General features: G+C 70.7%; 22 protein-coding genes. 15 read left to right on the top strand and 7 right to left on the bottom strand.

The genetic code is table 11. From position 1 onward, the window contains the following. Window positions 1-44 precede the first annotated feature (44 nt). Both OG698_RS04280 and OG698_RS04275 read left to right on the top strand, forming a co-directional pair. A complete protein-coding gene (locus OG698_RS04280; protein ID WP_406101499.1) occupies window positions 45-1,121 on the top strand; it encodes a saccharopine dehydrogenase family protein in 1,077 nt (358 codons plus the stop codon). 367 nt (window positions 1,122-1,488) lie between these two features. Further along, window positions 1,489-2,712: a cytochrome P450 gene (locus tag OG698_RS04275; protein WP_406101498.1), complete on the top strand. Its 1,224-nt coding sequence runs from the start codon at window positions 1,489-1,491 to the stop codon at window positions 2,710-2,712. A gap of 42 nt (window positions 2,713-2,754) precedes the next feature. Here the strand turns inward: OG698_RS04275 and OG698_RS04270 are convergent, their stop codons facing one another. Further along, a complete protein-coding gene (locus OG698_RS04270) occupies window positions 2,755-3,963 on the bottom strand; it encodes a cytochrome P450 (RefSeq protein WP_406101497.1) in 1,209 nt (402 codons plus the stop codon). Window positions 3,964-4,223: 260 nt separating this feature from the next. On the opposite strand from OG698_RS04270, the gene OG698_RS04265 reads away from it, so the two are divergent. From OG698_RS04265 to OG698_RS04235, 7 genes are all read left to right on the top strand, one after another. After that, window positions 4,224-5,042 (top strand): IclR family transcriptional regulator, encoded by an 819-nt coding sequence (locus tag OG698_RS04265; RefSeq protein ID WP_406101496.1) that lies wholly within the window; start codon window positions 4,224-4,226, stop codon window positions 5,040-5,042. Beyond that, the gene (hutH, locus tag OG698_RS04260; RefSeq protein WP_406101495.1) at window positions 5,032-6,822 is read left to right on the top strand and encodes a histidine ammonia-lyase; all 1,791 of its coding nucleotides are present in this window, start codon (window positions 5,032-5,034) and stop codon (window positions 6,820-6,822) included. Before OG698_RS04265 ends, hutH begins: the two co-directional genes overlap by 11 nt. Next, window positions 6,819-7,781 (top strand): PDR/VanB family oxidoreductase, encoded by a 963-nt coding sequence (locus OG698_RS04255; protein WP_406101493.1) that lies wholly within the window; start codon window positions 6,819-6,821, stop codon window positions 7,779-7,781. Before hutH ends, OG698_RS04255 begins: the two co-directional genes overlap by 4 nt. Before the next feature lie 369 nt (window positions 7,782-8,150). Next, a complete protein-coding gene (locus tag OG698_RS04250; RefSeq protein ID WP_329565834.1) occupies window positions 8,151-8,714 on the top strand; it encodes a helix-turn-helix domain-containing protein in 564 nt (187 codons plus the stop codon). Between the two features lie 130 nt (window positions 8,715-8,844). Next, the gene (locus OG698_RS04245; RefSeq protein ID WP_406101492.1) at window positions 8,845-9,675 is read left to right on the top strand and encodes an oxidoreductase; all 831 of its coding nucleotides are present in this window, start codon (window positions 8,845-8,847) and stop codon (window positions 9,673-9,675) included. A 223-nt stretch (window positions 9,676-9,898) separates the two neighbouring features. Continuing rightward, on the top strand, window positions 9,899-11,899 hold the full coding sequence (locus OG698_RS04240; protein WP_406101491.1) for a hypothetical protein: 2,001 nt from the start codon (window positions 9,899-9,901) through the stop codon (window positions 11,897-11,899). Between the two features lie 105 nt (window positions 11,900-12,004). Continuing rightward, window positions 12,005-12,508, top strand: coding sequence for a GNAT family N-acetyltransferase (locus OG698_RS04235; RefSeq protein WP_406101490.1), 504 nt, complete (start codon window positions 12,005-12,007; stop codon window positions 12,506-12,508). A gap of 223 nt (window positions 12,509-12,731) precedes the next feature. Here the strand turns inward: OG698_RS04235 and OG698_RS04230 are convergent, their stop codons facing one another. Continuing rightward, window positions 12,732-13,619 (bottom strand): alpha/beta fold hydrolase, encoded by an 888-nt coding sequence (locus OG698_RS04230; protein ID WP_406101489.1) that lies wholly within the window; start codon window positions 13,617-13,619, stop codon window positions 12,732-12,734. Between the two features lie 98 nt (window positions 13,620-13,717). On the opposite strand from OG698_RS04230, the gene OG698_RS04225 reads away from it, so the two are divergent. Then, a complete protein-coding gene (locus tag OG698_RS04225) occupies window positions 13,718-14,305 on the top strand; it encodes a CGNR zinc finger domain-containing protein (RefSeq protein ID WP_406101488.1) in 588 nt (195 codons plus the stop codon). Window positions 14,306-14,496: 191 nt separating this feature from the next. Here OG698_RS04225 and OG698_RS04220 read toward each other — a convergent pair whose 3' ends face one another. Then, window positions 14,497-14,964: a DUF1348 family protein gene (locus OG698_RS04220; RefSeq protein WP_406101486.1), complete on the bottom strand. Its 468-nt coding sequence runs from the start codon at window positions 14,962-14,964 to the stop codon at window positions 14,497-14,499. Here OG698_RS04220 and OG698_RS04215 point away from each other — a divergent pair. From OG698_RS04215 to OG698_RS04205, 3 genes are all read left to right on the top strand, one after another. Further along, the gene (locus tag OG698_RS04215; protein WP_406101485.1) at window positions 14,949-15,533 is read left to right on the top strand and encodes a nitroreductase/quinone reductase family protein; all 585 of its coding nucleotides are present in this window, start codon (window positions 14,949-14,951) and stop codon (window positions 15,531-15,533) included. The two genes, OG698_RS04220 and OG698_RS04215, sit on opposite strands and share 16 nt — an antisense overlap. A gap of 86 nt (window positions 15,534-15,619) precedes the next feature. Beyond that, the gene (locus tag OG698_RS04210) at window positions 15,620-16,156 is read left to right on the top strand and encodes an NUDIX hydrolase family protein (RefSeq protein ID WP_100593395.1); all 537 of its coding nucleotides are present in this window, start codon (window positions 15,620-15,622) and stop codon (window positions 16,154-16,156) included. Window positions 16,157-16,299: 143 nt separating this feature from the next. Then, window positions 16,300-16,656 carry a DUF1330 domain-containing protein gene (locus OG698_RS04205; protein WP_406101483.1) on the top strand — a complete coding sequence of 119 codons (357 nt, stop codon included), beginning with the start codon at window positions 16,300-16,302 and terminating at the stop codon, window positions 16,654-16,656. Window positions 16,657-16,678: 22 nt separating this feature from the next. Here the strand turns inward: OG698_RS04205 and OG698_RS04200 are convergent, their stop codons facing one another. Continuing rightward, a complete protein-coding gene (locus OG698_RS04200; protein ID WP_406101482.1) occupies window positions 16,679-17,179 on the bottom strand; it encodes a hypothetical protein in 501 nt (166 codons plus the stop codon). 155 nt (window positions 17,180-17,334) lie between these two features. Here OG698_RS04200 and OG698_RS04195 point away from each other — a divergent pair, with 155 nt between their 5' ends. Then, a complete protein-coding gene (locus tag OG698_RS04195) occupies window positions 17,335-17,766 on the top strand; it encodes a PPOX class F420-dependent oxidoreductase (protein WP_406101480.1) in 432 nt (143 codons plus the stop codon). Between the two features lie 108 nt (window positions 17,767-17,874). Then, window positions 17,875-20,655: a SpoIIE family protein phosphatase gene (locus OG698_RS04190; RefSeq protein ID WP_406101479.1), complete on the top strand. Its 2,781-nt coding sequence runs from the start codon at window positions 17,875-17,877 to the stop codon at window positions 20,653-20,655. 40 nt (window positions 20,656-20,695) lie between these two features. Here the strand turns inward: OG698_RS04190 and OG698_RS04185 are convergent, their stop codons facing one another. The 3 genes from OG698_RS04185 to OG698_RS04175 all read right to left on the bottom strand — a co-directional run bounded on the left by OG698_RS04185 (window position 20,696) and on the right by OG698_RS04175 (window position 23,761). Continuing rightward, a complete protein-coding gene (locus tag OG698_RS04185) occupies window positions 20,696-21,793 on the bottom strand; it encodes a DUF6183 family protein (RefSeq protein WP_406101478.1) in 1,098 nt (365 codons plus the stop codon). Then, window positions 21,786-22,202, bottom strand: a complete 417-nt coding sequence (locus OG698_RS04180; RefSeq protein WP_406101477.1) for a hypothetical protein — start codon at window positions 22,200-22,202, stop codon at window positions 21,786-21,788. The genes OG698_RS04185 and OG698_RS04180 overlap by 8 nt, the downstream gene beginning before the upstream one ends. Before the next feature lie 458 nt (window positions 22,203-22,660). Beyond that, window positions 22,661-23,761, bottom strand: a complete 1,101-nt coding sequence (locus tag OG698_RS04175) for a hypothetical protein (RefSeq protein WP_406101475.1) — start codon at window positions 23,759-23,761, stop codon at window positions 22,661-22,663. Window positions 23,762-23,816 lie beyond the last annotated feature (55 nt).

Below are 23,816 nucleotides of genomic sequence, written 5' to 3'. Positions count from 1 at the left end.
CTGTCGAACCGCACACCACCGCCCTTCGGACACTGGAGCCAACGATGAGCAACACCCTCTCGGGACCTGCCGCGCACCGCACCGCCGGGTCGCTCGACGGGCGGCCGGTCGTCGTTTTCGGCGCCTACGGTCACACCGGCCGCTTCGTCGTGGCGGAGCTGCTGAGACGGGGAGCGACGCCGGTGCTCGTCGGACGGGACGCGGGCAAGCTCGACGCGGTGCGCGACCTCGCTCCCGGCGCGCCCGTGCGTCAGGCGCTCCCCGACGACGCGGCCTCCCTCGACCGGGCCCTCGAAGGAGCGGCGGCGGTCATCAACGCCGCCGGACCGTTCCTCGACACGGCCCGCCCCCTGGTGGACGCGGCGCTCCGCGCGGGCATCCCCTACCTGGACGTCGGGGCCGAACAGGCCGTCACCGCCGCCCTGTTCGACACTTACGGCGACCGTGCCAGGGAGGCCGGCATCGCCGTCGTTCCGTCCCTGGCGTTCTACGGCGGGCTGGGTGACCTCCTCGCCACCGCCGCTCTCGGCGACTGGCCGGACGCGGACGAGATCACACTCGCGTACGGCCTCGACAGCTGGCACCCGACCCAGGGCACCCGCCGCACCGGCGAGAGCAACGCCGGGCGCCATCTCACCTACACCGCAGGCAAGTTGAGCCCTTTCTCGTATGCGCAGGACGTCTCCCCGTGGACCTTCCCGGAGCCGCTCGGCAAGCAGGACACCGTCGTGTTCGCGACGGCCGACCAGGTCACGCTTCCGCGCCACGTGCGCACCCCCGAGGTGCGCGCGGTGATGAACCTCGCGCCGCTGCGCGACATCCGCGCGGAGGACACCCCCGAGCCCGTACCCGCCGACGCCGACGGCCGCTCCGCGCAGTCCTTCCTCGTGGAGGCCGTGGTGACCCGCGGCCACGAGACGCGCCGCGCGGTGGCGGGAGGTCGTGACATCTATGCCGTCACGGCGCCGCTCGTCGTCGAGGCCCTCGCGCGCATTCTCCAAGGTGACCGCGTGGTGACCGGCGTGGTCGCGGTCGGCGAAGTGTTCGACGCCGAGAGCTTCCTGCACGCCCTCACGCCCGAGCACCTGACGCGCCTCGAGCTGCCGACCGAGCAGAGCTGAGCCTGGAGTTTCGCGCGGGACGGCGTGCCAGGAGCGGGGCGGGAGTACCGTGAGGCGCCTGCGGGCAGGTGTCTCCGGTCTGCTCACCGCGCCAACTCGGCCGTCTACATACGGTTGTTGACCGTCCGTCGAGTGGCTGACTTTCGGCCAAGACGGGACCCGTCGAGGACCGGTCCACTGAGGGGTGCCCCGCGCGCCCGCCCGGCCAGAACCGCTGTCGAGCGACCGGCAACCCTGGCCCGGCCGCATCCAACCGGCCATCCCTGCCGGACAGTCGTAATGATCTTGGGTAGGTTCCTCAGGGCTCTCGCGCCGCGGGGCGTGTCATCCTCCGGCCCCAAGATCCCGACCAGGCAGGAGCCACTTCATGGGACCGCAACCCGTCGCAATCGACCCGGCCGGTGCGGACGTCCACGCCGAGGCCGCGCGGCTGCGCGCCTCGGGCCCGGCGACGCTCGTCCAGCTCCCCGACGGTCCCGAGGCATGGGCCATCACCAGCCACAGCCTGCTCAAGGACCTGCTGACCGACCCACGCGTGTCCAAGGACCCGAACCTGCACTGGCCCGCGTGGCAGCGCGGCGAGTACCACGAGTCCTGGCTGGCCACCTGGGTCGGCGTGAACAACATGTTCACCGCGTACGGGAGCGACCACCGACGGCTGCGCAAGCTCATCGCACCGGCGTTCACGGCCCGCCGCACCGACGCCATGCTGCCCTCGGTCGAGCGCATCGCCGCCGCCCTCCTGGACGAACTCGCCACGGCGCCCCGGGGATCCGTGGTCGACCTCCGCGAGGGCTTCACGCACCGGCTGCCGATGCAGGTCATCTGCGAGCTGTTCGGTATCCCCGAGGGTGACACCCGCGCCGAACTGGCCCGGCTTTCCGAGATCATCATGACCTCCGTCGACCCGCAGGAGGCGGGCGCCGCGTTCGTCGAGATCCAGGCGCTGCTGAAGGGGCTGGCCGCGCTGAAGCGCGAGGAACCCGCGTCGGACCTGACCAGTGTGCTGGTCGCCGCGCGGGACGAGGAGGGCCAACGGATGACCGAGCAGGAGCTGATCGACACGCTCCTGCTCGTCCTCGTCGCCGGCCACGAGACCACGGTCAACCTCATTGGCAACGCCGTTCACGCCCTGCTGACGCACCCGGAGCAGCTCGAACTGGTCCGTGCGGGCAAGCTCTCCTGGAACGACGTGATCGAGGAGACCCTCCGCTGGGCCCCCGGCGTCGTCAACCTTCCGCTCCGGTTCGCCGTCGAGGACATCGAGATCCCGGACGGGCCCACCATCCGCAAGGGCGAGGCGATTCTGGCGTCGTTCGCGGCCACCGGGCGCGATCCGCGGCAGCACGGGGACACCGCCGACCAGTACGACGCACGCCGCCCGAGCGCCGAACACCTCAGCTTCGGCCACGGAGTCCACCGCTGCCTGGGCGCACCCCTGGCCCGTATGGAAGCCGCGATCGCCCTCCCGGCCCTCTTCGACCGCTTCCCCGACCTGGAACTCGCCCTGCCCGCCGAGTCGTTGGAACCGGCCGGCGGCTTCATCGTGGGAGGCCTGAAGGCGATTCCCATGAGGCTGACGAAGGACTGACCCTGGGCCTCGGATGCGCGCGGCGGCCGGAGCTCCGCAGGCTCAGCCGGCCACCGCGCGCACCGGGACCGAGGACCAGCCGCGCAGCGTGTTGTGCACGAACGGGGTCTCCGGACCGGCGGGTTCCAGGCGTTCGATGCGGCGGACCAGCGCGGTGAGGAGGACCTCCGTCTCGAGCCGGGAGATCGGCTGGCCCACGCACTGGTGGATCCCCATCCCGAACGCCAGATGACCACTCGCCGCCCGCGTGACCCGGAACGCGTCGGGGTCGGGCCCCCATTGCCGCGGGTCGCGGTTGGCCGCGCCGACGAACAGCAGGACCTTCGCCCCGGCCGGCACCGGGACCCCGCCCGGCAGGGCGTCGCGTGCGGCCGTCCGGTAGAAGGACTGGAAGGGCGACTCGTGGCGGAACGACTCGTCCACGGCGAACCGGATGTTCGCCGGATCCTCGCGCAGCAGGGCCCACTGCCCGGGGTCGTGGGCCAGGGCGCGCAGCAGGTTCCCGATGGCAATCACCGTGGTGTCGAGACCGGCCGACAGCATCGCGCGCACCAGAAGCGTCGCCTGCTCGTCGCTCAGGCGCCCCTCCTCGGCCTGCTCCCAGATACGGGCGCCGAGCCCGTCGTCGGACAGGGACTCGCGGGCACAGTTGCGCATCACCCACGCGTGGGTCGCCTCACCGGCGGCGAAGTAACTGCGGTGGAGTTCGTTGTCCGGGCCGAACGCGCTGAAGTTCATCGCGCCGTGAGCCAGAAGGTTCTCACTGCGGCCGGCCCGGGGGACGCCGACGGCGTCACCGAAGACCCGTAGCGGGAAGACCTCGGCGACATCGGTGACAGCGTCGAAGCGGCCGCGGGCGGCGACCGCGTCGGCCAACTCCTCCGCGAACGCCTCGAATCCGGCACGCAGGGCCCGTACCGAACGGGGCGAGATGAGGTCCGCCATCGCGTCGCGCATCACGGTGTGCGCCGGCGGGTCGGTCTCCAGGATGCCGGGGGGACGCCAGGCCTTCTCGCGCCGCAGATCACGGGGGCCGACGCCGGCGCCGGACAGGAACAGCGCGTGGTCGGCCAGGATCTCCCGGCAGACCTCGTAACGCGTGAAGGCATGGACCCCGTGCCGAGCGAGCCACACCGCGGGACCGGCCTCCCGCATCCGCGCGAACAGCGGATGCGGGTCGACCAAGTGCTCGCGGGCGTAGGGGTCTTCGTCGAATACGCGGATCTGCGGTGCCTGGGCGCGCGTCGTCATGGCCTGTCCTCTCGCTGAGCCGGGCCGAGCCGAGCAGGGCCGGGGCGAACCCCGTTCGAGCCGGGCCCATGCGAACCGTGCCGGCCGTCCGTCCGGGCCGTGTACCGGAATCCGCACGGTAGAGACGGGGGCACGCCACGTGATAGCGCTGTTCTCACTCAGTGAGAACAGCGCTGGCCGGGCGGGGTGGCACGGACCGAACCTTTGGACAGGGGCGGATGGCCCGTGCGTCCCGGTGGTCGGTGCGGACAGGAGAAGCCATGGGGGAGACCTCGTCGTTCGAGCGCGGGCTCACCGTGCTCCGCGACCTCACGGTCACCGGGGAGACCACCGTCGCCGCGACCGCCGCACGCGTAGGCCTTCCGGTGAGCACCACCTACCGCTACTTCCGGATCCTCAGGGAGCAGGGCTACACCGAGGAGGACGACGGCGTGTACCGGGCGGGACCCGCCCTGGCCGGGTTGTGGGGCACCAGTTCCGTGCAGGCCCATCTCATCGAGACCGGCACCGCCGTTCTGCGCCGGATCGTCGAGCGCGTGGGGGAGACGGCCGTGCTGATCATCCGGGTCGGCGCCCAGGCGCTGTGCCTGCGGCGCGTCGAGCCGGATAAAGCACTCAAGTACACCTTCGGAATCAACGAATTGCTGCCGTTGTACGCCGGTGCGGGGCAGCGCGTGCTGCTGGCCTGGGCGCCCGCGGCCGTCGTCCGCCAGGTGCTCGGCGGCCCCCTCGGCCGGTACACGGACGCGACCCCGACCCGCGAGCAGCTCGGCGCGGTACTGCCGGCCGTACGCCGTAACGGTTGGGCCGTCTCCCGCGGCGAACTCCACCCCGGCTCGCTCTCCGTGGCCGTGCCGGTCTTCCATCACGGCGAGGCCGTCTGCTCGCTCGACGTGGCGGGCCCGGCCGCGCGCTGCGACACCCGTGACTGGATCACCTCGGCCCACGAGACGCTGCTGACGTCGGCCGCCGAACTCGGCGACTCGCTGCACACATGGGCACCCACCGCCCCGACCGCACCAGCGCTCGCCCCCGAATCATCCGCCAGACGACCGGACGAGGTAACCCGTGACAGCTGAACTGCCGCTCCCCGAACCGCTCGTACGCGAGGGCTCTCCCGCCGGTACCGCAGTGGTGGACCCCCTCGTACTCGACGGCAGCCGCGTAACGCTGCGCGACCTGGTCGACGTAGCCCGGCACGGCCGACCGGTCCGCGTCACCGCCGAAGCCCTGAAGCACACCCGACCGTCCGCCGAATGGCTCGGCGGCGTACTCGACGCGATGGAGCGCGGTGAACCGGTCGAGCCCGTCTACAGCGTCAACACCGGCTTCGGATCCCTCGCGGGGCGCGAGGCGTTCACCGACCCGCGCGACGCCGCCGAACTGTCGCGCCGCCTGGTGATCTCGAACGCCTCCGGAGTCGGCACGAACGTCGACGCCGAAGTCGTCCGCGCCACCATGCTGATCCGGATCGTCAGCCTCCTCCAGGGCCACTCGGCCGTCGGCGCGGCCGTCATCGAGACGCTCGTCGACATGCTCAACCGCCATGTCCTGCCCGCCGTTCCGGAGTACGGCTCGCTCGGCGCGTCCGGTGATCTGATCCCCTTGGCCCACATCGCCCTGGTGCTGTGCCGGCCGGCCGACGGTGAGGACGACGAGCGTGACTCCGGAGAGGCCGTACTCGACGGGCGCGCGGTCAGCGGAAAGGAGGCGATGGCCGCCGCCGGCGTCCCGCGCATCCCGCTCGGCGCCAAGGACGGTCTCGCCCTGCTGAACGGCACCTCGTTCTCCTGCGCCCAGACCGCGCTCGCCCTCCACGACGCCGCCAATCTGCTGGAACACGCGCACATCACCGCCGCCATGTCGACCGAGGCGCTCAACGGGTTCGGGGACGCCTTCATCGCCGACCTCCACCAGGCGCGCGGCCAGGCCGGCCAGATCGCCGTCGCCGCCCGCATGCGTGAACTGCTCGCGGGCAGCGCCTTCGTGGACGGAGACCGCGACCACGACCCCGGTCGCCAGCCTCCGCAGGACGCGTACTCGCTGCGCTGCGTGCCCCAGGTTCACGGCGCCGTGCTCGACACGCTCGGCTTCGTCACCGGCATCATCGAGAACGAGATCAACGCCGCCACCGACAACCCGCTGATCTTCCCGGCACTTCCTGCGACCCGCCGGCTCAAGGCGGTCTCCGGCGGCAACTTCCACGCCGAATACGTCGCCTTCGCGGCCGACTTCGTGTCGATCGTGGTGACCGAGGCCGGCAGCATCGCCGAACGCCGCCTCTTCCGCCTCGACGACGGCACCCTCAACCGCGGCCTGCCCGACATGCTCGTCGCAAGCCGGACCATAGGCCTGGACTGCGGATACATGCTCCCGCAGTACCTCGCCGCCGCACTCGTCTCCGACTGCAAGACCCTCGCGCACCCCGACAGCGTGGACTCCATCCCGACCAGCGCCAACCAGGAGGACCACGTCAGCATGGCCAACAACGCCGGCCGCCATGCCCGTACCGTCGTGCGCAACATCGAGAACGTCATCGGGATCGAGCTGCTCATGGCCGCCCAGGCGCTCGACCTGCGGCTCGCGGCGGCCGGCGCCGACCCCTCCGCCCTCAGCCCCGCCACCCGGACCGCCTGGGAGACCGTACGCGCGGCCAGGTCCGCCGACGGCCGGCCCGTCGACCGCACCGACCGCGACGTCGTGCTGTACCCGCGGGTGCGCCGGGCCGTCGAGCTGGTGCACGACGGCGACGTACTCACGGCGGTCAACGCCCGTCTGACGCGGCAGAGTCCGGCAGCGGAGGGTCTGGCACCGGAGGGAACTGCACCGGAGGGAACTGCGCTGGAGGGAACGGCATGACGCGGGATTTCTTCGACGTGCGCGTCATGGGTGTCTTTGCCGTGGCCGACCGGGTCATCTCCTTGAGCCTCGCGCGCGACGACGAGGGAGACCTGCCTCCCTGGGAGCCCGGCGCACACATAGAAGTGGCCACGGACGACGGCACGATCCGGCACTACTCACTGTGCTCGGACCCGGCCGACCCCCGGTCGTGGCGGATCGCCGTCCTGCGCGAGAAGAACGGCAGGGGCGGCTCCGCGCGCCTGCACGCCATCGCCCGCCCCGGGCTGCGCCTGGCGGTACGCGGCCCGCACCACACCTTCCCTTACGGGCCAGGCCGACGGCGGACCCTCTTCGTGGCGGGCGGCATCGGCATCACACCCATCCTGCCGATGCTGGCCGCCGCCGAACGCGCGGGTGCCGACTGGCGGCTCGCCTACCTCGGTGCCGCCGAGTCGTCGATGGCCTTCCTGCCCGAACTCCTCCCCTACGGGGACCGGCTGGACGTCCTGCCCGCCGCCCGCACCGGACCGGTCGACCTCGACGCTCTCGTTGCCCGGCTCACCGACGGCGGACCCGCAGACCTGATCGCCTGCGGCCCGCCGCGCCTCCTCGACGCCCTGGAGCGCTTCACCGCCGGGCGGCCGAACCTGACACTGACGAGTGAGCGCTTCACCCCGCGAACGCCGGTCGCGGACTCAACTCCCGTAGAGAGAGCGGGATTCGAGGTCGAGACACGCGACGGCCGCCTCGTCGCGGTCGCTCCGGACGAGTCCATCCTCGACGCCCTCGACCGCGCCGGCGTACGCACCCTGAGCAGCTGCCGCCAGGGAACCTGCGGCACCTGTGAGACGCCGGTCCTGGCCGGTACGCCCGAACACCACGACGACCTGCTCACCGACCAGGAACACGCCGAGAACCGGACGATGCTGCTGTGCGTGTCGCGGAGCGCCGGACCGAGGCTCACGCTCGACGTGTGACGGAGCGACGTCGCGGCTTCGCGGCGATCCGTCGCCTCTCGGATGTGTGTCCTGGGAAAGATCCTTCGCCAATGGCGTGGCCAGGAGGGGGCGCGGTCGTTGGTCAGCGCATGAACGACCCGCGCAAAAGCGTTCCTGCGCCCAGACCGCGTCACGCTGCCCCGCTGGGCACGGGCGGGGCCGCCTCGCCGACGCCCATTTACGACGCGCTCGTGCATCAATGGCGCGCCCTGCACCGGGAGGTCCCGCGCCCGCCCACCACGCGGCAGGGCTGGGTGCGCGTAGATCCGCAGGACCTGTTCCACCGTGGTTGAAGCAATCCCACAAGAACCATTGCACAAGAGTTCTTGTGTAAGTAGTGTCGCCCGTATGGCCCCTCCGATCACCGATTCCCGGGTGCTGGCGGCGATGGCCCACCCGGTCCGTCGTCGCCTGCTCGACCTGCTCAAGCTCGACGGCCCTTCCACCGCCAGCGCACTGTCGCAGGCGACGGGCGAAGCGGTCGGAAATGTGAGTCACCACCTGAAGGCGCTGGCCGCCGCGGGGCTGATCGAGGAGGCCCCCGAACTCGCCCGCGACCGCCGGGAACGGTGGTGGCGGCGCACCACGCCGAAGCTCCTGTGGTCCTCCGTCGACTTCGCCGACGACGCGGCGGGGGAGGCCGTCGCGCAGGCCGCCGAGTCCCTCAACCTCGAGCGGCAGATCAACCAGGTGCGCCGCTGGGCCGATCAGCCCCAGTCCGAGCAGCAGCGCTGGCCGCTCGGCCCCTTTGTCGCCGAGGTGTGGCTGCGGATGACCGATGCCGAACTCGCCCAGTTCAAGGACGAGATCGTGGAAGTCATGGACAGGTGGGCCGACCGGGAACTCCCCGACGACGGCCAGGAACGGGAAACGGTCTTCACCTTCACCCGTGCCGTACCGGGTCACCCGTAAACCGCATCCGTAAGCCGTAAGCCGTAAGCCGCATCCGCAAGCCGCATCCGCGTACAGCGCATACGGCACCCGCGACCCGTGCCCACCCCTACGGCACACGCAGTCAGTCACGCTCACGAAAGCAGGAGACATGTCTGTTTGGTTCATCACCGGCGCCTCGCGCGGCCTGGGAGCGGAGATCGCGCGGGAGGCGCTGGCGCGAGGGCATGAGGTCGTCGCCACCGCGCGCGACGCCGAGGCTGTGCGCCGCGCTTTCCCGGACGCGTCCGACGCCCTGCTCGCCGTCGACCTGGACGTCACCGAGGAGCCGACGATACGCACCGCGGTCGATGCCGCGCTCGCGCGCTTCGGCCGCATCGACGTCCTGGTCAACAACGCGGGGCGCGGCCTCCTCGGGGCGGTGGAAGAGGTCTCGGACGCGGCCGTGCGCGACGCGTTCGACATCAACGTCTTCGGGGTGCTCAGCACCCTGCGGGCCGTGCTGCCCACGCTCCGGGAACAGCGTTCGGGCCACGTGATCAACATCGGCTCGGTCGGCGGTTTCGCCACCGTTCCCGGCGTCGGCCTGTACGGCGCGACGAAGTTCGCTGTCGAAGCCGTCACCGAGGCCCTGCACGGCGAGCTCGCCCCCTTGGGCGTACACGTCACCGTCGTCGAACCCGGCGGCTTCCGCACCGACTTCCTCGACGCGTCGAGTCTCTACACCGAACCCCACGTGATCGACGACTACGCGCCCACTGCCGGCGGCACCCGCAAGGCCCTCGCGGACGTCAACCACCGCCAGCCCGGAGACCCCGCCAAAGCGGCAGCCGCCGTCGTCGGCCTGGCCGAGACCCCCGAACCCCCGCTCCGCCTCCTGCTCGGCGCCGACGCCGTGGCCCGCGTCGAGGCCAAACTCGACCTCGTTACCCGCGAACTCGAACGGAACCGGGCCCTGGCCATGTCGACGGACCTGGTGTGACGTAGGGCGCCCAGGACCCGTTCAGTGGATCTGCTTGAAGTTGCGCGAAAGATCCATTGACCGAGCAATTTCAAGCAGATAGCTTTCCTTCGTCCGCAGATCGTCAGTCCCTCGCGGCAGCTCCCCTCGTCACGTTTCGGAGCTGCGTGGCCGGACAGGGCGGTGGGCCGGCGGAGCCACCGGCCGCGCCCGCCCTCGTACAACTCATACAAGGAGAGTCCCGTTGTCGGCGCGCTACCACCTGCGATTCCAGCTTCCTCCCCGCAAGGACCCGGCCGAGGTGGTCGCGCATGCCACCGCCCTGGCCGGGGCCTGCCAGGAGGCAAGGGTCGACGAAGTCGTTCTTCTGCTGGCCGCGGAGGAAGTGTTCGACGGCTATGTCGTTGGTGAGGCCGAGGACCGCTGGTACGAGACCACGGCCACCGTCAGCGACATCCTGCGCGACGCCGGACTCGACGTCAGCCTCAACCCGTGGGTGACGGCCGGCCACGCGGACCGCGGCCGCAAGGACGCCCACGGCTTCCTGCCGATGGTCTCGCCCAGCGGCAGGACCGCTGCCGCGCAGGCCTCGTTCACCTGCCCCCGCTGGCGGGAATGGCTGTACGCCCATTACGGGCGCTTCGCCGGACTCGGCTTCCGCGTGCTGTGGCTGGAAGACGACTTCCGCTACCACAACCACGCCCCCCTGGACTGGGGCGGGGGTTTCGAGACTCCCGTCCTGGACCGGCTGGCCGATCTCGTCGGCCGTCCCGTGACCCGCGACGAGGTCGTGCGGGCGATCACGGAACCCGGCCCGCCGCACCCGTGGCGCGCCCTGCTCCAGCAGGTCTGGCGCACCGTCCAGACGGAGATCGCCGAGCGGCTCAGCGAGGTCGTCGAGGAACGTTCGGCGGGCCGTTCCCGGCTCGGGCTGATGAGTTCGCTGCCCGACGTCCACTCCGTCGAGGGCCGCGACTGGCCGGCGCTGTTCCAGGCCCTGGCCGTCCAGGGCCGGGCTACGCATCGCCCGCACTTCGCCCCGTACAGCGACAGCGCCCCGCGCTCCCTCAGCAGCCAGATGTGGCTCCTGGAATCCCAGCGCGCGCTGCGGCCCGACTGGGTCGAGTCCGAGCCGGAGATCGAGAACTGGCCGCACACCACCTGGTCGAAGTCCGACGTGCAGACCTGGTCCGAGATGACTACGGCCCAACTGTCGGGTTCGGACGCGCTGTTCCTCAACGTGCACCCCATGCAGGCGGGCCGCCCCGACCGCTTTCCCGGCACGGCTCAGCTGCTGCGCCGCTCACGCCCAGCCCTCGACTGGATCGCGGGGCGCCACACCAAGCAGGCCCGGACACTCGGGGTCGGGCTGCCGTACCGGCACGACGCGGCGGCCCACGTCCGCACTCGGACCGGCACCCTGGAGGAGCTGCGCACCGGCCCGCGCGGGGCAGCCGAGTTCCTGCTGCGCTACGGCGTCCCGGTCACCGCCTCAAAGGCTCCGGTCCAGGCCGTCTTCGGCACGCTGGCCTGGGCGTTCGACGACGACGAGATCCGGGAGATGCTCACGGGCGGACTGCTGCTCGACGGGATCGCGGCCGACGTGCTGACCCAACGCGGATTCGGCGCCCTCCTCGGTGTCCAGGTCGTCGAGGTCGTCGACCGCGAGGACGCGCGGACGGCGGACCCGTTCAGCTTCGAACAGATCACCCACCACCCCGACCCCGACCTCGTCGGCACGCTGCTGAGCGTCAACACACAGCCCGCGCTGGCCCGCCTGCGCCCGCATCCGGACGCCGTGGTGTGGACGGACATCCTCACCCCGGGGGAGGACGCGTGGGGCGCCGGCAGCTGCGGATACGTGAATGAGCTCGGCGGTCGCGTCGCCGTACTCGCCGCCACCGACCCCGCCGACCTGCCCCGCGACGACTTCGGGCAGCGCGTCATGCACGCCGTCATCAGGTTCCTGGAGGGACAGGCCCCGACGCTGCCGTTGGTCAGCGGCGGACCGCACCTGATCCCGCACCTGTCCCACCAGGACGGGGTGACGCGACTCGCCGTGGCCAACGGCAGCTTCGATCCCGCGCTGCCCCACGTCGACATCCCCACGCCACCCGACGCGGTCTCGTCGGTCCGCCTCGACCCGCTGAAGACCCCGGAACCGGCGAGCGTGTTCCACGGCGCGGAGGGCATCACGGCCGAGACGGAACTGCCGCATCGCGCTTGGCTGATGCTGGCCTGGTGAGCCGCATGCCCCGCGAACCGGGAGACGTGGCATGACTGGAGGCCGCCCGCCGCATGGCGCCGAAAAGCACTTGATCCGCCCTCCTGGGGCGCAGAGGGTACAGGCATGACGACGGAGCCTCGCCCGGAGGCGATCACCCCGGCCAACTTCGAGACCGCGACAGCCCTCAAGGTCCGGCCGGACCAGGAACACTTGGTCGCCCCCGTGGTGAAGTCCCTCGCCGAGGCCTACGTGCATCCCGGAGTGGCCTGGCCCCGGCTGATCATGGACGGCGGCAGGGCCGTCGGCTTCCTCATGGCCTTCTTCGACATCGATTTCGCCGGGGACGGTACGGGCAACGACGTGCGCTCCGGACTCTGGCGCCTGAACGTCGCGGCCGGTGAACAGGGGCGGGGGTACGGCCGCTTCGCGGTCGAGTCCGTGGCCGACGAGATCCGGCGCCGGGGCGGGACCCGCCTCACGGTCACGTGGCACCCCGGCGCGAGCGGCCCGGAGGGGTTCTACCTAGGGCTCGGATTCCGGCTGACCGGTGAGATGAGCGATGACCAGGTGGTCGGGGAGCTGGACCTGTCTCAGCAGCCCGCGCCCGGAGGATCCCGGCCGGCGTAACTCAGGGAGCCGGGCGACGATCCTGTGCGTACGGTCGGCGATGGGCGCCCTGACAGGACGGCGCACCCGGGCGGCCTCGCGGACCACTTCGCACGTACCGCGAGGCCGCCCATCACCGCCTCCGGCAGGGGAATGGCACTCGCCAACAGGTCCCCGACGAGCAGGACTTGCGCCGCCCCGGCAGGCTCGTACGCGTCCCGCGCCGCAGGCCGTCCACGGAGGATCAGAGGCGGTCCAGGAAGTCGGCGATCAGAGGGGCGATCTGCGGCAGGTGGTCCTCCAGGGCGAAGTGGCCCGTCTCGAAGAGGTGCAGCTCCGCGTCAGGGACGTCCCGGAGGTAGGCGCGGGCGCCCGGTTCGGGGAAGAAGGGGTCGTCGACGCCCCAGGTGATCAGCGTCGGCGGCCGGTGCTCGCGCAGCCAATTCTGCCAGGCCGGGTAGGCGGCGACGTTGCTCTTGTAGTCGTAGGCCAGGGCCAGTTGGGCCTGCTTGCGGCCCGGCAGGTCCAGGAAGTGCTGGTCGAGCAGCCAGCCCTCGGGGGCGACCAGCGCGGGATCGGCGGTGCCGCCCTCGTACTGGGAGCGGGTGGCCTCCTCGGTGAACAGGCCCATGATGGTCTGCTCGGCCCCGGGAGTGTTCGGGGTGAGCGCGGTGAAGTCGCGCGCGGCGTCCGACAGGCCCTCGGCGTAGGCGTTGCCGTTCTGCACGATCAGACCGGTGATCCGCTCCGGGTGGCGCAGCGCGAGGCGGAAGCCGACGGGTGCGCCGAAGTCGAAGAGATAGAGGGCGAACCGCGTCAGGCCCAGGCGTTCGACGAAGCCTTCGGTGACGGTCGCGAGCCGGTCGAAGCTGTACTCGAAGCCGTCGGGCGCCGAGGTGTGACCGAAGCCGGGGTAGTCGGGTGCGATGAGCCGGTAGTGCGTGCCCAGGGAGTCGATCAGGCGACGGAACTGGTGCGAGGCCGACGGAAAACCGTGCAGAAGCAGGAGTACGGGGGCGTCGGCGCGCTCCGGAAGGGACTCCCGGTAGAAGACGTCGACTCCGTCAACGTCGATGCGCCGGTGGGCGGTTCGGGCGGGAAGGGCGACGCGGGGTGCGGTCCGGGACTCCATGTCACATGCCTCCGATGCGAGAAGACGCATTAGTCAGGGCGACCAGTTATAGCGACTCCTCTCCTAACGCGTCAATGGCTGGATGTAGCATTAGCGGTATGAGTGACGGTGAACCGCTGACCGGCGAACCCCTGGTTCTGGACCTCGTCAACACCCGGCCGACAGGACCTGACGGCCGCCCCGCCGACCTGATCGACACGCCACGACGTCTCGCCGTCTGGCTGGACCTCGAAGGGGACCGACTCCCCGAGGGCTTCGCTCGGGCCACCCCGAGCGCGGACGACCTGGCCGCAGTCCACGCCGTCCGCGCTCACATCGAGGTCACCCTCCGCGCGGTGACCGACGGAAACGCACCCCCCGACTCGGCACTGCGCGCGCTGACCGAGGCGCAGCGCCTCGCGCCGGCCGTCCGCGAACTGGCCTGGGACGGCGCTGCCGTGACAGCGGCGCCCCGCCGAACCGGATCGCTGGGTGTCCGCCTCGCCGCCCACCTGGCGGAGTCCGCCGCCGACCTCCTCACCGACCCCGGGATCGCCAGGGTCAGGCAGTGCGAGGCCGAGGACTGCGTGCTGCTGTTCCTGCCGGCCCACCCCCGCCGCCGCTGGTGCTCGGCCACCCGCTGCGGCAACCGCGCACGCGTGGCCCGCTACTACCAGCGCCACAAGTCGACCACGGCCAACGGTTAGGAGGGGATGGGGAGTTCGGTTCCGGGGCCTTCGTAGCCGCGTGTGTCCGTCCGTTCGCGAGGCATGGTTCCGATCACGCCCTGAGTCTGTGAAACTTGAACAGTCACGCTCGACGTGGCAGCCCCCGCCGTCCCATCCCCGTGACGGCGGGGTGCTACGCCGTCACATCGCGGCGAGCGGCGTGGGCGTGTTCACAGACCGAGATCGGTGAGGCCCGGGTGGTCGTCGGGGCGGCGCCCGAGCGGCCAGCGGTATTTGCGCTCGGACTCCTCGATCGGCAGGTCGTTGATGCTCGCGTGGCGGGTGCGCATCAGACCGTCGTCGTCGAACTCCCAGTTCTCGTTGCCGTACGAACGGAACCAGTGGCCGGAGTCGTCATGCCATTCGTAGGCGAAGCGGACCGCGATGCGGTGGCCGTCGAAGGCCCACAGTTCCTTGATGAGCCGGTAGTCCAGCTCCCGGTTCCACTTGCGCGACAGGAACTCCACGATCGCGTCCCGGCCGGTGACGAACTCCGCGCGATTGCGCCAGCGTGAGTCCTCGCTGTAGGCCAGGGCGACCTTCTGTGGGGAGCGGCTGTTCCAGCCGTCCTCGGCGAGGCGTACCTTCTCGATCGCAGTCTCGCGGGTGAAGGGAGGGAGCGGTGGGCGTGTGGACATGTTGCCTGCCTTCGGATGGTCAACTGGGGCTGTTCCAAGAGGAGAACGTAGGCTTTCGGCGCGTAGGCGACCAGGACGAGTTCGATCAGGACAGGATCGAGCACGGCAGGTCGGAAACAGGGGAGGGGCGCATGGCGAAGTCATACCGTGTCGGACTCGGGACGCGCGCGGTCAACCGGGTGTTCGCGACCATGACCCGGCTGGGGATCGGCAAGGGCTACCGCTACATCCTGACCGTGAAGGGGAGGAAGTCGGGCCGCCCGTACTCCACCCCGGTCGACGTGATGTCGGCAGGCGGTGAGCGCTGGCTCGTCGCCGCGTACGGGGTCAGCAACTGGGTACGCAACGCGCGCGTCGCCGGCGAGGTCGGCCTGAGCCGCGGCGGCCGGTCGCAGAACTTGCGCGTGGTCGAACTCGGCCCCGAGGAAAGCGTCCCCGTACTGCGGCAGTACCTGCGGGAAGTGCCGGTCACCCGGGCCTACTTCGACGTGACGCTCGATTCGACCGACGAGGAGTTCGCCGCGGAGGCGGCGCGGCATCCGGTGTTCCACCTCGTGTCGTTTGCCTGAATTCGTGTACGACCGTCCGTCCCCGATCGGGGTGTTGCCGGGAGCGGCGTGCGTGACGCGGGAGACGTTGAAAGTACGATCGCCCAATGTCTGATACGACCGAAACCACGCCCGGCTGGCTCACCTCCGACGACCTTGAACTGGCGCGCGCCCGCATGCCGATCCTGTACGTCGAAGCCGTACCGGTGCGAGTCGACAACAATGGTGAAGTCACCCACATCGGACTGCTGTTGCGCATCGGGCGGGACGGGACGGTCAGCCGCTCCTTCGTCTCCGGCCGGGTGCTGCACCACGAACGCGTCCGTGACGCGCTGCTGCGTCATCTGGAGAAGGACCTCGGCCCGGTCGCCCTGCCGCGCGTGCCGGCGTCCCTGCAGCCTTTCACCGTCGCCGAGTACTTCCCGACGCTCGGCGTCACGCCGTTCCACGACCCGCGCCAGCATGCCGTGTCGCTCGCCTACATCGTCCCTGTGAGCGGTGACTGCCGGCCCCGGCAGGACGCACTCGACCTCGTCTGGTTCACCCCGGAGGAGGCATCGTCGCAGATGGTCCAGAACGAGATGCCGGGCGGGCACGGCGTCCTCCTGAAGCAGGCCCTCGCACACGTGGGGGCCCTTTCCTGAACCATGGTCCAGGGGGTTGTCCCGTGAACGCCGCGGCGGCTCCCTGGCAACTACCTCAGAGGTAATCGACCCCTCGAACGCTCCCGGTCTACGTTCGGGTCCTCGTCTCCGCACCGCGAGGACCCGAACGAGGGAGCCCGACCGTGCCCGCCTATGGCTTCGCGCATCTCCGCAGCCGCCGGCATCACGCCGACATCATCGAGTACCTGGAGCGCATCCAGGCCACGCTCGACCCCTTCGAGGGCCGCTTCATCATCCACGGCCCGCCCGCCGAAGTGGTCGAGGGCAGCTGGCCGGGCAGCATGGTGCTGATCGAGTTCCCCGGCCTCGCCGAGGCGCGTGCCTGGTACAACTCGCCCCCGTACCAGGACATTCTGCGGCTGCGGACCGACCACATCGAGGGCGATCTGCTGCTGATCGAGGGCGTCGGACCGGCCTACGACCCGACCGAACGGGCCGCGAAACTGCGTGCGGAGGCGGCGCGGCCGGGCGGCGAGTAGCCGAGGCCCGAAAGCGTCACCCTCAGGACGCGGTCGGGGTCGGGGTCGGCGAGGCGCCTGTCCCGGGCTTCGAGCGGGCGCCGTCGCACACGAGGTTGACCATGATCGTGACCGGCGTCGTGGGGGACGCAGCCGTCGCGGGCCAGAGGGTGGCCGCCGCCGTCCAGTTGCCCTTGCGCAGGGTGAGCGACGCGCTGCCGATGTCCGGGCCGCTCTTCCAGCCGTGGTCGGAACGGGCACGGGCGAAACCGGACTTCAGGGCCGCGCGGGCCTTCGCCGGTTCACCACGGCCCGTCAGCTGCTCGGTGCACTCGATCACGATCTGATCCTGGGGTGCCCGATCGAGCGTGATGCCCTCCGCCGCCAGCGCGGACGTCAGCTCGCGCACCGCCGTGTCCGCCGACAGCCGCGGTTCCGCGGACCGTGACGGCAGCGGGCCCTTGTCGTCGATCAGGCGGGTACAGCCCGTCGCGGCCGCTGTCGCGGTCACCGCCATGACCAGTGCCACGATGTTCGTCGTCACCGACGGCGTCGCATGATCCCGTCCATCCCCTCGAAGCCACATGGCAGACCAGTCTCCCATCCGTGAGCTGCGGGACTGCGGGACCCCGGCCCTGCGATGCGGTGAGCGTGTGTCCAAGGGGAATAGCGGCGTCAGATCGGGACTTGAACTTGTATGTGACCGACACTTCGTTCAGCCCGCGCACGCTGCTCGCCCAGAGCCGACTCGGTGTTCTCGCCACGATCAAGTCGGACGGCCTGCCTCAGCTTTCCCCCGTCATGCCCTTCTACGACGAGGAGGCCGGTCTTCTCTACGTCTCGATGACCGAGGGACGCGCCAAGACGGCGAATCTTCGCCGTGACCCGCGCGCCGCCCTGGAGGTCACCAGCGCCGACGGCTGGTCATGGGCCACGGCCGAGGGCCCGGTGACGCTCGATGGACCGGGAACGGACCCGCACGGCCCCGAGGTCGAGGCCCTCGTGAGCTATTACCGCGCCGCATCCGGCGAGCACCCCGACTGGGACGAGTACCGGTCGGTGATGGTGTCGGACCGCAGGGTGCTCATGACGATGACAGTCGAGCGCGTTTACGGGTCACAGGCAGGCTGACGCGTTCGCCGGGTCACTCCTCGTGAGGGAACTCGCCGCCGGCGCTGCCCGCAGCGGTTCTCCGGCCGGCGCTTCGCCCCTGATTACGCACAGTGTTACAAAGGGGATATGACGCAGTCCCTCGGGCGGCCTGCCGCCCGACAGGAGGGGACCGTCTTCGGGGAGCCACGGCCCTCCTGGGGACAGAGCCTCCGCTCCCTTGTCAGTGTGCACAGCGTCGCAGGCCAGGTGTTTCTGCTGCAGCTGACACTGACCGTGCTGCTCGTTGTCGCGGCCGGGGCGGCGCTCGTGCTCCAGACCAGGGACGCGTCCATGCGGGAGGCCAGGCAGACCTCGGCCGCGACCGCCGAGGCGTTCGCCCACTCCCCGGGGACGCTGAGCGCCATGAAGTCCGCCGACCCGAGCGCCGCACTCCAGCCCAGCGCGGAAGCGGTCCGCAAGGCATCCGGCGTCGACTACGTCGTGACGTTCAGCACGGCGGGCATCCGCTGGTCCCACCCCGACCGGAGCCTGATCGGCAAGCGCGTGATCGGCTCGTTCGCTCCCGCGCTCGCCGGCCATCCGATGACGAGCACCTTCAACACATCCGTCGGCCCCGCCGTGAACACGACCGTCCCGGTCATCGACACCGACGGTTCCGTCGTCGGCCTCGTGAGCGTCGGGATCACCGTGGAGAACATAAACGCCGGGGTGTCGGACAGACTGCCTCTGCTCCTGGGGTCCGCCGCGGGCGCGCTACTCGTCGTGACGGCCGGTTCGGTCCTTGTGAGCAGGAGGGTGCGGCGCCAGACACACGGCCTGGATCCCGCCGAGCTCTCGCGGATGTACGAGCACCATGACGCGGTCCTGCACGCCGTGAAGGAAGGCGTGCTCATCACCAGCGGGGACGGCCGCCTGCTCCTTGCCAACGACGAGGCGAAACGGCTCCTCGGACTGCCGCCGGGTGCGGAAGGTCGCGCCATCGCGGACCTCGGCCTCGCCCCGCACATGGCCGAACTCCTCGTCACCGAACAGGTCGTGACCGACGAGGTGCACCGCGCGGGCGACCGCCTGCTCGCGGTGAACGTACGGCCGACGGCCCTGTACGGCGGGCCCGCCGGTAACGCGGTGACGCTGCGTGACTCCACCGAATTGCGGGCCCTCGCGGGCAAGGCGCAGTCGGCCAGAGAACGCCTGCAACTCCTCTACGACGCGGGCGTACGCATCGGCACGACCCTGGACGTCGTACACACCGCGGAGGAACTGGCCGATGTCACCGTCCCCCGCTTCGCGGACGTCGTCACCGTAGAACTCCTGGACGGCGTCATACGGGGCGGCGAGCCCAGCGGCGACACCACCGAAATGCGGCGCGCGGCCGTCACGGGCATCTCGCGCAAGGACGTGTTCTATCCCGTGGGCGAACTGATCCGGTACGCCCCCGAGACTCCGATGGCCCTGTCCATGAGCGACGGCCGTGCGGTACTCGAGGGCGATCTGCGCGCGGTCGACAGCTGGCGGACGCAGGACCCCGAGCGCGCCAGGCGGATTCTGGAACACGGCGTCCGCTCCCTGATCAGCGTGCCCCTGCGCGCACGCGGCGTCGTGCTCGGCCTCGCAAACTTCTGGCGCATGGAGAGCACCGGGCCCTTCGAGCCGGACGACCTGTCCACCGCCGAAGAGCTGGCTGCCCGCGCCGCCGTGGCGATCGACAACGCCCGCCGCTTCACCCGCGAACACGCCATGGCCGTCACCCTGCAACGCAGCCTCCTGCCCGGAGCGCTGCCGGAGCAGTCCGCGCTCGAGGTCGCCCACCGGTACCTGCCCGCCGAAGCGGGGGTCGGCGGCGACTGGTTCGACCTCATCCCGTTGCCCGGCGCCCGCGTCGCCCTCGTCGTCGGCGACGTCGTCGGGCACGGCGTACGCGCGGCGGCCACCATGGGGCAACTGCGCACCGCAGTCCACAACTTCTCGTCCCTCGACCTGACCCCCGACGAACTCCTGAGCCACCTCGACGAACAGGTCGCCCGCATCGACGCCGACGTGGCACGCGAGGGCGACGGCGCGGGCATCGTCGGGGCGACCTGCCTGTACGCGATCTACGACGCGGTCACCGGACACGTGACGATGGCCTCGTCCGGCCACCCCGGACCAGCGGTGGTCCGCCCCGACGGCACCGTCACCCTCCTCGACGTACCCGTGTCCCCGCCCCTCGGACTCGGCGACGGCATGCCGATGGAGACCCTCGAACTGCTCCTGCCCGAAGGCTCCCAACTCGTGCTGTACACCGACGGCTTGATCGAGGGCCGGCACCGCGACTTCGACACCGGCATCGAGCTGTTGCGCGCCGCCCTGTCCAATGGAGCGAACCGCACACCGCAGGAGACCTGCACGCACGTCCTCGACGTCGTGATGCCGGAACGGCCCGACGACGACGTCGCCCTGTTGGTCGCCCGCACCCGGCTTCTCGACCCCAGCCGGGTCGCCGAATGGGACGTGCCCTGCGATCCGGCGGCCGTCGCCCCCGTACGCTCCGCGTGCCTGCGCCAGCTCGACGACTGGGGCCTCGACGGGATCGCGTTCACCGCCGAGCTCATCCTCAGCGAACTGATCACCAACGCCATCCGCTACGGCACGCAGCCCATCAAGGTCCGCATGCTGTACGACCGCACCCTGATCTGCGAGATTTCCGACGGCAGCAGCACAGCACCCCATCTGCGCCGGGCCGCCACCACCGACGAGGGCGGACGAGGGCTGTTCCTCGTCGCCCACTACGCCGAACGCTGGGGCACGCGCTATCCGCCGCGCGGCAAGGTGATCTGGGCCGAGCTGTCCCCGTACGGCGGAGAACACGACCTCGCACCCGACCTCGGTGACGACTTCCTTGAGCAGTGGGTCGAACCGGATATCTGACGGGGCGTCATGCCCATCTGCATGCTCTGGCGGGGCTTGATCAGTCGGTGTCCGTGGCGGCGAGGACGGCGAGCCGGCGACGGTCCGGCGAGAGCGTGGCGATGCCGTAGTCGGCGCAGAGGTCGTTGTGGAACCACTCCGCGTCGGCCTCGAAGTGGAACCACGTGCTCTGGCTCGTGTGTCGCTCGACCTCATCGGCGCTCGCGTCCGCGGCGGTGCCACTGAGGCCCGCCAGCGAACGCCAGGCCCAGAGCCGTCCGTAGGCACCGTCAACGCCCGTGCTGTACATGCCGCCCATCGACGCCGTGGCGAAGAGCAGCCGCCAGATCTCGTCCACCGGGCGGATCGCGATCTCGAAGCGGCCCGTGGGGCCGAGCCCGTCGACGCAGGGCATGGGCAGTGTCGGAAGGAGGGCCGGCACCTGCTCCGGTGCGACGGCCTCGTCGAGCCGGAAGACCCACGCTCCGTGGTCACCCCATTCCCCGGCCTCCGGGGCGGCGACGATGCTCTCGTACACGTCCGTGGTGGCGACGTCCTGAAGGGCGGAACGGGCGGTCACCCTTGGCGTGGGCGGATCCATCCGGCCCTCGGTGGGCAGGCCCGATCCGCCGCCTCTGGCCGAGCCGCGCAGCGACCGGCTGGGGAAGTCAAGGGTGGTCTCCATGGCGCGGAGCTGATCCGGCAGCCATGCGAGGGCGGACCAGCCCGGCCGGACGATCGTCCAGGTGCGCAGCGGCCGGAAGTCGTCGACGTCCACGCCGCGAAGGATCAACTCGTGGAAGAGGCAGCCGCGCAGCTCGTCGAGACGGTCCGCGTGGGGCCGGTCGAACACGGTGGCCGCCAGATCGGCGGGCTCGTGGCGCTCGGCGAGGAGTGAAGCGACGAAGCGTGGGTGGAGGCCGGTCGACGCCTGTTTCTCGTCGAGGAGCAGGAGCAACTGCGTCAGGCTGTCACGTCCGGGGGTGAGTGCCAGTACCCGTACGACATGGGCGAGATGGCGTCCGTACTCCCGCGCCTGCTCTGCGGCGGCCTCGCGCCGCTCGGCGAGCCGGGCCGCCAACTCCCGCAGATACGACGTGTCACCACGCGCCGCGCGCTGCTCGACCTGGTCCCAGTCGAGCGGACCGAGGTCATCCATTGGATTCCCCTCGGGGCACGACCACGATCTGGACCTCGTCCTCGTAGATGACCTGGCCCGGGTCGGAGGACCGGACGATGCGGCAGTCGACTCCGTGTGCGGCGAGGATTTCCAGGTAGCCGTCGACGCGTTCCATGAGGTGCGTTGCCGTCGGCTTGAACCAGGCCGTGGCGGTGGGGCTGACCGCCGGGTCGTAGACCGACGGGTCCACCTTCGAGGGGTCGGGGTACGCGAGGTCGTACCAGGCGTTGTTCTCGCGCCGGAAGAGTTCCTGTTCCTCGCTGAGCCTGCCCGCCCGGCCGAGACGGTTGACCAGCCCGAACACGCCCGTGAAGTGTCCCCGCTCGTTCGGCGAGACTGCCTGGAAACGTAGGTACTCGGTGAGGCCGCCGCTGCCTGGAATCGTCACCGGGCGATCCTCGCACGCCTGAGCTGGGCGGCTTCCATGCCCGGGCGCCGCCTACGTCACCGCGGCCGTCGGCGGCGGACTCTTCCTGGCCGCGTCGCTCCTGGACGCCAGACGGCGGAAGGTCGCCAGGGTGCTGTTCCGGCCGGTCGCCCGGATCGTGCTGCGCACGGTCCTCCTTGCCGCGATCGCCTTCGCCACGGCCTACATCCTCAACCGCCACCAGGGCCTGCCACGTGCCCTCCTCATCTTCCTGATCCTGCTGGTACTCCTCGACTTCGTGCTCCGCCGCACCACTTACAGGCCACAGATCTTCGCCGTCGGCGGCAACATCGACGGCGCACGTCATGCCGGTCGCCGCCGTCAGGGGCGGCGCGAGCCTGTTCGGCGGCCGGGGCTCGGTCGGGTCCGCCCGCGGGAGCCAGAAGGCCGCGGGCCGCGCCTGACGGGCCGTTCACCGGCTACGCAGGCTCGGACGACAGGAACACGGGGGTCACGGACACGGGAAAGCGGACGAGTGACCCGTCACGCGTCACCGGTACGGCGACCCCGAACGCGTCCACGGCGTGAACCTCCACATGAGGCCACGGACGTTCGATCCGTGTGGGCGGCTCGTCCTCGCCGGTGAACACGTCCCCTGCTGTCCACACGACCTCGAGGGGGCCGCGCCCGGGCCGCGACACCTCGAAGACGTACAGGTCCGGACGTGCCCCGACCGCGAGGCGGCGCACGCCGTCGGCGCCGTCCAGATGTCCGGCCAGGCGGGCGAACGCGTCGGCCGAAGGGTGACGTCCGGTCAGCTCCGGTCCGTCGTAGTCGAGCAGGGCGAGCTTGCCGAACAGGAACCCCATCATGTTGAGCCGGTCGTGGTAGCCGGGGATCTCGGACGCGAGGTTCCAGCAGACGGTGCGGGACACGCCGGCGGCCAGGGCGAGAACGTTGCGGGTCACGACCTGGCGGCAGTTGATCCGGTCCCTGCGCGCGGCGAGTTCCGCAGGACAGTCCTCCAGGAACATCCGCAGCGAGTCCGGGAGTTCGGCCTCCCGGGCGTAGAGCGCCCGCATGGTGCCGCGGTCCGGCGGCTCCGCGTCCGCGCCGGTGGCTGGGGACGCGAACGCCGCCATCATCTCCTGCTGGAACGCGGCCTGGGCCTCGGGGAACTCGAACAGTGTCGGCCCGTTGTACTCACCGGCCACCACAGGCCGTTCGTAGCCGTGCCGGCGCATCATCGCGCGCACGGGCTCCACATGATCCGGGATGTCGTGCGGGTCGCCGTACAGGTGCACGGAGAAGAGGTCGAACGCGTCGCGGCCGTGCTCCACCACATGGTCGAAGAAGACGCGCTCCGCGCTGCCGGGCGGGCTCGACAGGACGTCGTGGCCGCAGCCGCCGAGGACGGTCCGCGCGCAGGGGTCGGCAGCACGCACCGCACGGGTGAAGGCCGTGAGCTGCTCGACGTACTCGGGCGCGGTGTCGTCCCAGAGGAGGCCCGTATTGCTCGGCTCGTTGTTGCACTGCCAGTAGTCGATACGGCCCCTGCAGCGGGTCACCAGTTGGCTCACGAAGCGCGCGTACTGCGCGTTGTCATGTGCCGGGGACGACGGCAGGAACGCCGAA

The sequence above is a fragment of the Streptomyces sp. NBC_01003 genome, from assembly GCF_045162695.1.
GTDB lineage: Bacteria > Actinomycetota > Actinomycetes > Streptomycetales > Streptomycetaceae > Streptomyces.
The sequence above is the reverse complement of the archived record's forward strand: the minus strand, read 5'-3'. Positions and strand labels throughout refer to the sequence as shown.

Bases quoted from the DNA above. Each gene is read 5' to 3' on its own strand.
- OG698_RS04280 (WP_406101499.1), top strand. From the start codon at position 45: ATGAGCAACACCCTCTCGGGACCTGCCGCGCACCGCACCGCCGGGTCG.
- OG698_RS04275 (WP_406101498.1), top strand. From the start codon at position 1,489: ATGGGACCGCAACCCGTCGCAATCGACCCGGCCGGTGCGGACGTCCAC.
- OG698_RS04270 (WP_406101497.1), bottom strand. From the start codon at position 3,963: ATGACGACGCGCGCCCAGGCACCGCAGATCCGCGTATTCGACGAAGAC.
- OG698_RS04265 (WP_406101496.1), top strand. From the start codon at position 4,224: ATGGGGGAGACCTCGTCGTTCGAGCGCGGGCTCACCGTGCTCCGCGAC.
- OG698_RS04255 (WP_406101493.1), top strand. From the start codon at position 6,819: ATGACGCGGGATTTCTTCGACGTGCGCGTCATGGGTGTCTTTGCCGTG.
- OG698_RS04250 (WP_329565834.1), top strand. From the start codon at position 8,151: ATGGCCCCTCCGATCACCGATTCCCGGGTGCTGGCGGCGATGGCCCAC.
- OG698_RS04245 (WP_406101492.1), top strand. From the start codon at position 8,845: ATGTCTGTTTGGTTCATCACCGGCGCCTCGCGCGGCCTGGGAGCGGAG.
- OG698_RS04235 (WP_406101490.1), top strand. From the start codon at position 12,005: ATGACGACGGAGCCTCGCCCGGAGGCGATCACCCCGGCCAACTTCGAG.
- OG698_RS04230 (WP_406101489.1), bottom strand. From the start codon at position 13,619: ATGGAGTCCCGGACCGCACCCCGCGTCGCCCTTCCCGCCCGAACCGCC.
- OG698_RS04225 (WP_406101488.1), top strand. From the start codon at position 13,718: ATGAGTGACGGTGAACCGCTGACCGGCGAACCCCTGGTTCTGGACCTC.
- OG698_RS04220 (WP_406101486.1), bottom strand. From the start codon at position 14,964: ATGTCCACACGCCCACCGCTCCCTCCCTTCACCCGCGAGACTGCGATC.
- OG698_RS04210 (WP_100593395.1), top strand. From the start codon at position 15,620: ATGTCTGATACGACCGAAACCACGCCCGGCTGGCTCACCTCCGACGAC.
- OG698_RS04190 (WP_406101479.1), top strand. From the start codon at position 17,875: ATGACGCAGTCCCTCGGGCGGCCTGCCGCCCGACAGGAGGGGACCGTC.
- OG698_RS04185 (WP_406101478.1), bottom strand. From the start codon at position 21,793: ATGGATGACCTCGGTCCGCTCGACTGGGACCAGGTCGAGCAGCGCGCG.